The organism is Blautia massiliensis (ex Liu et al. 2021) (genome assembly GCF_052064225.1).
Lineage (GTDB): Bacteria > Bacillota > Clostridia > Lachnospirales > Lachnospiraceae > Blautia_A > Blautia_A fusiformis.
On the sequence record NZ_JBQHWA010000027.1, the window covers coordinates 37,309 to 44,046 of the forward strand.

At 44.0% G+C, this 6,738-nt stretch carries 6 protein-coding genes; 5 read left to right on the forward strand and 1 reads right to left on the reverse strand.

Annotation, left to right across the window (positions count from 1 at the left end; all coding sequences use genetic code 11):
- Positions 1-136: 136 nt before the first annotated feature.
- The gene (locus tag ACTNDQ_RS11490; RefSeq protein ID WP_022427019.1) at positions 137-1,036 is read right to left on the reverse strand and encodes a LysR family transcriptional regulator; all 900 of its coding nucleotides are present in this window, start codon (positions 1,034-1,036) and stop codon (positions 137-139) included.
- A gap of 331 nt (positions 1,037-1,367) precedes the next feature.
- Here ACTNDQ_RS11490 and ACTNDQ_RS11495 point away from each other — a divergent pair, with 331 nt between their 5' ends.
- The 5 genes from ACTNDQ_RS11495 to tnpA all read left to right on the forward strand — a co-directional run.
- On the forward strand, positions 1,368-2,633 hold the full coding sequence (locus tag ACTNDQ_RS11495) for an SLC13 family permease (protein ID WP_174088100.1): 1,266 nt from the start codon (positions 1,368-1,370) through the stop codon (positions 2,631-2,633).
- Between the two features lie 217 nt (positions 2,634-2,850).
- Positions 2,851-3,756 carry a L(+)-tartrate dehydratase subunit alpha gene (gene ttdA, locus ACTNDQ_RS11500; RefSeq protein ID WP_173746530.1) on the forward strand — a complete coding sequence of 302 codons (906 nt, stop codon included), beginning with the start codon at positions 2,851-2,853 and terminating at the stop codon, positions 3,754-3,756.
- A 20-nt stretch (positions 3,757-3,776) separates the two neighbouring features.
- Positions 3,777-4,409 (forward strand): L(+)-tartrate dehydratase subunit beta, encoded by a 633-nt coding sequence (gene ttdB / locus ACTNDQ_RS11505; protein WP_015526421.1) that lies wholly within the window; start codon positions 3,777-3,779, stop codon positions 4,407-4,409.
- A gap of 341 nt (positions 4,410-4,750) precedes the next feature.
- On the forward strand, positions 4,751-5,392 hold the full coding sequence (locus ACTNDQ_RS11510; protein WP_015526420.1) for a YczE/YyaS/YitT family protein: 642 nt from the start codon (positions 4,751-4,753) through the stop codon (positions 5,390-5,392).
- A 1,159-nt stretch (positions 5,393-6,551) separates the two neighbouring features.
- Positions 6,552-6,738 (forward strand): IS200/IS605 family transposase (gene tnpA / locus ACTNDQ_RS11515; RefSeq protein WP_441064646.1); only part of this gene is annotated, 187 nt, incomplete at its 3' end.

The following is a 6,738-nucleotide window of genomic DNA, read 5'->3' on the forward strand; positions in this document are numbered from 1 at the left end:
GGTGGCGGTCATTCGTTCTGTGTAGAAAAACACTGTAACACAGAGTATCACATGAATTGATGGATTTCAATGGTTTTTAAAAAAAAAATGCATTTATTAGAAAAATTAATCGACATATAATTGGAAGTTTTGGGATTTACTTTTCTATCAGCGGATGTTCTTTGTAATACATGCGGGTGAAATGCAGAAATGTCAGCATATCGCCGCTGATATATTTGCTTTTTTTCCATACCATGCCGATTTTTATGCGGACAGGTGGATTGAGCGGGATACCGGTAACATTGGAAGTGGAAAAGTTATCGGTCATGCTGGAGTAGAGAAAGCAGCCATATTTTCCGGTTTTTACAAATTGTAGGGTGGTGTAGATCTGGCTGCTCCGCATAACGATATTGGGTGTGTGGCCATCCATCTCAAAACGCATTTTCAGGATCTGATTCTGGACGGAGTCAGCATTGAAAAAGATCAGCTGCTCTTTCGCCATATCTTTTGTTGTGACTGATTTTTTTTCTGCCAGCCTGTGGTCGTTGCTCACACAGAAAACCACCTGGTCGTTGGCCAGGACGGTGTTGTGAAATTTATCTATATTATACTGTTCCATATTGACCAAAGCTACATCCAGGGTGTCATCCTGTACCAGATTGCAGGCACGGACAGATCCGTATTCTTCCAGTACTACGGCAATTTCCGGGTGCTTTTCGTGAAACGCCGTAAGCAGCTCCGGAAAAAATACGGTACTCAGCATGGGAGGGATCCCGATGCGAAGAGGGGGTTTTATCCTGGACATGCTGGAGTAATCGGCCTGAAGCTCATTACAATATTGAAGGATATAGGTAGCTTTTTTGTAGAAGGACTCTCCCTCCTGGGTCAGACTCAGCTGATTTCCTTTTCTGGAAAAAAGACTGATCCCGAATTCAATCTCCAGATCGCGGATAGCCATGGAAATGGTGGGCTGGGTCACATATAATTCTTCGGCTGCCTTTGTGATGCTGTGGCAGCGGCTGGCTGTGCAGAAATAGCGTAGTTGATTCAGTGTCATGATAAACCTTCTCTCGATGAATTGTCAGATTAAATTTTTTAGTAAAGTTTTTCATTTCCGTCCGGAAAAGATGTGACAGAGTATTTGGGTGTCTACATAAAAATAGCATAGAAATATAATATTTGCCAGATTCATTTGCTGATACGCTGATTTTATATTAGTAATGTACAAAAATTATCATTAAAAACTGATACTATAAATATTTTTTATGCGGATATATGTTTCATTAATTTGTTTTTTTGTATGTACACAAGCTATAATAAAATCATCAAAAGAAACGTGTACGGCCTATACTTTTCAGGAAAAAACCAAATGGAAGGAGAGTACAGAAATGTCTCAGACAACTATAACATTGCTGTTTCTTGTGTTCACCATTATCAGTTTCATCCTTGAAAAAATTCCTCTTGGACTGACTGCTTCAATCTGTGCCATCGGTCTGACACTCACAGGAGTTGTGGATGCAACAACAACATTTTCACAGTATGTAAACAGTAACGTAATCCTTTGCGTTGGCATGTTTGTAGTAGGCCAGGCATTGTTCGAAACAGGAATGGCAAATAAGATCGGAGGACTGGTCACGAAATTTGCCAGAACAGAAAAAACACTGATCATTGCGATCATGGTGATCGTAGGTGTAATGTCCGGATTCTTATCCAATACAGGTACTGCAGCAGTGCTGATCCCGGTAGTTTGTGGAATCGCCGATGAGTCCGGCTATTCCAGAAGCCGTCTTCTGATGCCGCTGGTATTTGCCGCAGCACTTGGTGGAAACCTTTCTATTATCGGTGCACCCGGAAACCTGATGGGTGTGAATGCACTTCAGGAGATGGGGCTTTCCACAAGCTTCTTTATGTATGCGCCGGTTGGAGTTCCGATGCTTCTGATCGGAATCCTTTACTTTGTCCTTATCGGATATAAATTCCTTCCGGATGGAAAAAATGCATCCGGTGCAGTTCTTGAAGATCAGCAGGATTTCAGTCATGTACCGAAGTGGAAACAGACCGTTTCCCTGATAGTACTGATTCTTGTGATCCTTGCAATGATCTTTGAGAAAGAGATCGGCATCAGCATTGAGGTTTCCGCATGTATCGGAGCGATCCTCCTGGTTCTGACAGGAGTTATTTCCGAGAAAGACGCACTGAAGTCCATTGACCTGAAGGTTGTATTTCTTTTCGGCGGTTCTCTGACACTTGCAAAAGCATTGGATACAACCGGAGCCGGAGAACTGATCGCAGATAAGATCGTAGGACTTCTTGGAGCAGATCCGAGTCCGATCCTTCTTCTTCTGGTGATTTTTATTGTAACCTGTGTGCTGACAAATTTCATGTCAAATACAGCAACCACAGCACTGATGATTCCAATTGCGGTATCTCTTGCAAACAACCTCGGAGCAGATCCGAGAGCCGTTGTTATCGCAACTGTTATCGCAGGTTCCTGTGCATATGCAACACCGATCGGTATGCCGGCAAACACCATGGTAGTCGGTCTTGGAGGATACAAATTCAAGGACTATGTGAAATCCGGTCTGCCGCTGATCCTGGTATCCTTTGTGATCTGTATGATTCTGTTGCCGATCCTGTTTCCGTTCTATCCGTAAGGAGAGAAACTTTTGAGTTACTGTTCACTTTGTGACAGCAACACTTTTAATTAAGTTCATTCCCTCCTGCACTGACCATACAGTGAAGGAGAAATGATAAATGAGCCAAAAAAAGCCATCTTAACCATTAATCAGCCCAAATTAATGATGAAACAACCAACAAAAACCTATGTAACTAAAAAACATTAAACCATCGAACCATATCAGGAGGTAAATCATGACTAAGGAAAATGGAGTTAAAGTATTGACAGACATGGTAGCAGATTTTGTTGCCCATATTGGAAAAAAATTACCGGATGACGTAGTTAATAAACTTGAAGAGCTTGGATCACAGGAAACAGCTGCACTTCCAAAGGTTCTTTATGAGACCATGACAAAGAACCAGGGACTTGCTGTAGAGCTGAACCGCCCAAGCTGTCAGGATACAGGTGTTCTTCAGTTCTGGCTGAAATGCGGAACAAATTTTCCGTATATCAATGAGCTGGAAGCACTTCTGAAAGATGCCGTTGTCCAGGCTACTTTTGCAGCACCGTTAAGACATAACTCAGTTCAGACTTTTGATGAGTACAATACAAAGAAAAATGTTGGTAAAGGAACCCCGACTGTATGGTGGGATATTGTTCCTAACAGCGATAAATGTGAGATCTACGCATACATGGCAGGCGGCGGATGTACCCTTCCGGGAAAAGCAATGGTTCTGATGCCGGGGGCAGGATATGAAGGTATTACAGATTTCGTTCTTGATCAGATGACAACCTACGGACTGAATGCGTGTCCTCCACTTCTTGTTGGTGTTGGTGTAGGAACATCTGTAGAGACAGCTGCTCTGAACTCCAAGAAAGCGCTGATGCGTCCGATCGGTTCTCACAACGATAACGCAAACGCAGCAAAAATGGAGAAGCTTCTCGAGGATGGTATCAATGCCATCGGCCTTGGACCGCAGGGTATGGGCGGAAAGTATTCTGTAATGGGTGTTAACATTGAGAATACTGCACGACATCCATCTACCATCGGTGTTGCAGTAAATGTTGGATGCTGGTCCCACCGTCGTGGACATCTGGTTGTAAATCCGGATCTTACAGTAACCTGTGATACTCATTCCACATGGAAATTTAATGCATAATATAAACGGAGGGAAAAATCATGATCGAAATCAGAGGAGATAAAAAAGTTCTTATTACACCTGTAAGCGCAGAAGACCTGGCTGATATCAAAATCGGTGATATTGTATGGCTGGACGGAGATCTGATGACCTGTCGTGACGTTGCTCACCGTCGTCTGGTTGAGTATGGAAGAGAGCTTCCGTATGATATCCGCAACAAAGCTATTTTCCATGCCGGCCCGATCGTTCGCAAGATCGAGGGTACAGAGGATGATTATGAAATGGTTTCTGTAGGACCGACAACCTCTATGCGTATGGAGAAATTTGAGTATGAGTTTACCAAGCTTACTGGTGTCAGAGTGATCGTTGGTAAGGGTGGTATGGGTCCGAACACTGAGCGTGCCTGCAAAGAGTTCGGTGCGATCCACTGTGTTTTCCCGGCCGGCTGTGCAGTTGTAGCTGCTACAGAGGTTGAGAAGATTGCTGAGCATCACTGGGATGAGCTTGGAATGCCTGAGACTTTATGGTGCAACAAGGTTAAAGAATTTGGGCCGCTGATCGTATCTATCGATGCACAGGGACGTAACCTGTTTGAGGAGAACAAGGTTGTATTTAATGAGCGTAAAGAGGCTGCCAAGCAGGCAATTTATCCTGAGGTTAAGTTCATTAAATAATATTGGATATTGAAAAAATTTTTCGGGATATCTGGAATAACGAGGCTCTGCCATGAGAGCTTCGGGATTGACTGGTGATTGTGCAATTGAATTAACAGCGTGATATGAAAAAGAGAGATGTCCGGCAGATCATATAATGTGGTCTGCAGGATGTCTTTTTTTGTTGCTTTTTGTTGTTTCTTGGGGTTTTTGTGTTTTACAGGGGTGAGGGGATGTGATAGAATATAAGCGTTGCAGCAGGCTGGTTATTAAGGTATTATCTGGTATGGATCTTGCGCAGTGAAGGTGGATCGTGGATATCTGCCTGACAATATTTTCAGAGAGGATGAGGTATGAGGTTTATGGGGGATTTTTTGAAGAACATTAACTGGAAGCATGTTCTGATCATGTGTATCGGAAATGTTTTTGCAGGTATGGGGATTGGAATTTTCAAGCTTGCCGGGCTTGGAACGGATCCGTTCAGTGGAATGAATATGGCGGTTGCGGATATGATTGGTATGGCGTATGGTAATTTCCAGCTGATTGTAAATATTGTGCTGCTGATTATTGAGATTGCTTTTGGCAGAAGGTTCCTGGGGATCGGTACGGTTGTGAATGCGGTTTGTCTGGCTTATATTACTACTTTCTTTTATAATATTTATACTGGTGTTTTTGGATTGGAGCTTGTGGCGCTGCCGGTACGTTTGGTGGCACTGTGTGTGGGTGTTGTGATCTGCTGTCTGGGACTGTCGATGTATCAGATGCCGGATGAGGGGGTTGCGCCTTATGATAGTCTTTCGCTGATCATGACAGAGAGATGGCCGAAGATTCCTTATTTCTGGCACAGGATGTCTAATGATGTGCTTTGTGCGCTGATCTGTTATCTGACTGGTGGTGTTGTGGGTATTGGTACACTGGTGACGGCTTTTGGGCTGGGACCGGTGATCCATTTCTTTAATAGGGTTTTTACCGGGAAGCTGCTTGCCTGGGTTGATGGTGAGTGAGTTTGTAGTTGTATGGGTTGAGCTGAACTGGCTGCGGGATGTGGCTGGTTCGGCTTTTTTGGTGAAAAGGGACGCCCGTGAGGCGTGTGCTGCCTGCCGCCGGGGCTTCGTCGGGGGCTGGCTTCTAGGCTGCCGGGAATCTGCTAAAAGCGTTTTACAAAAGTCCGAACTCGCGTCTTGCAGCCGCTCAGACAGCGGACTTTTGTAAAACAACGCAGATTTCCGCCAGCCAAGAATCAGCTCCCCTCCTGCAGAGTCCGGCGACAGGCAGCACACGCCTCACGGGCTGGCTTTTCAGGGCGGTAGGGTAGTGTGGCTGCTCGGGAGTTGGATGGGCTATCAGCGCTACGCTGGATAGCTGGGAGGAAAGGCTGGGTTTCCCTGTGGTTTGATGGTAGGGGATGGGCTATCAGCGCTTCGCTGGATAGCTGGGAGGAAAGGCTAAGTTTGCTTGTGGCCGGAGAAAGAGGAATCGGCTCAACGTTACACAATCAATACCGCAGCATCCATCGCCCCACCAGTACCTGAACACATCTCCACAACCTACAACAATTTGCGTGCCCGGAAAGGGGGAGTGTGAGGGGGAAAAGCGGGCTTCGCAACTTTGAGTGCTTTCCCCCTCACAATTTCTTCAGCTTTGAAAAGCGAAAATTTCAGGCTGCCTGATAAAGGAGACGGGAGTTGTATTCGGAGTATAAATTATAAATACTGGATGCCTGGGATGACAGGTGGGGGGATGTGATGAGATATAAGGAAACGATATGAAGAAGCAGACTTGTAATATTCGTGGTTATGTAAAAAGTGCATATTGCTTTTTGACGGTATTAAAGAGTTGCTATGCTGTGTTAAAATATAAACAATATTAATATAATACAGTTACATTATTCATTTTATAACTATTTGTAAATGTGTTATGCTATCTTCTGATGAGAGATATATACTGAACACAGTCGTATGAAATGAGAGTGTTCATGAATAGCTGGCTGTCCGGGTTGCCGGGGTTTATGTGATGAAGGAGAGGATATTATTATCCAATGCGTCGTAAAACCCCTTGCTTCAGCTATGGGGATATAAGACGCGTCTATCGAATTTATGCAAGTAATTGAAGATGGACAAAATAGTAATTGTATTAACTAATGAACAATAGTATAATACAAATATGAACACAACATATAAATCAAACAACAATGTCGTCTATTCCTGTAAATACCATGTAGTATGGTGTCCAAAGTATAGACAAAAAGTATTAATTAACGGTGTGGACGTCCGGCTGAAGGAGCTGCTCACAGAGTATGCTGCAAATCTTTCTGTAGACATTCTGGAAATGGAGATCATGCCAGACCATG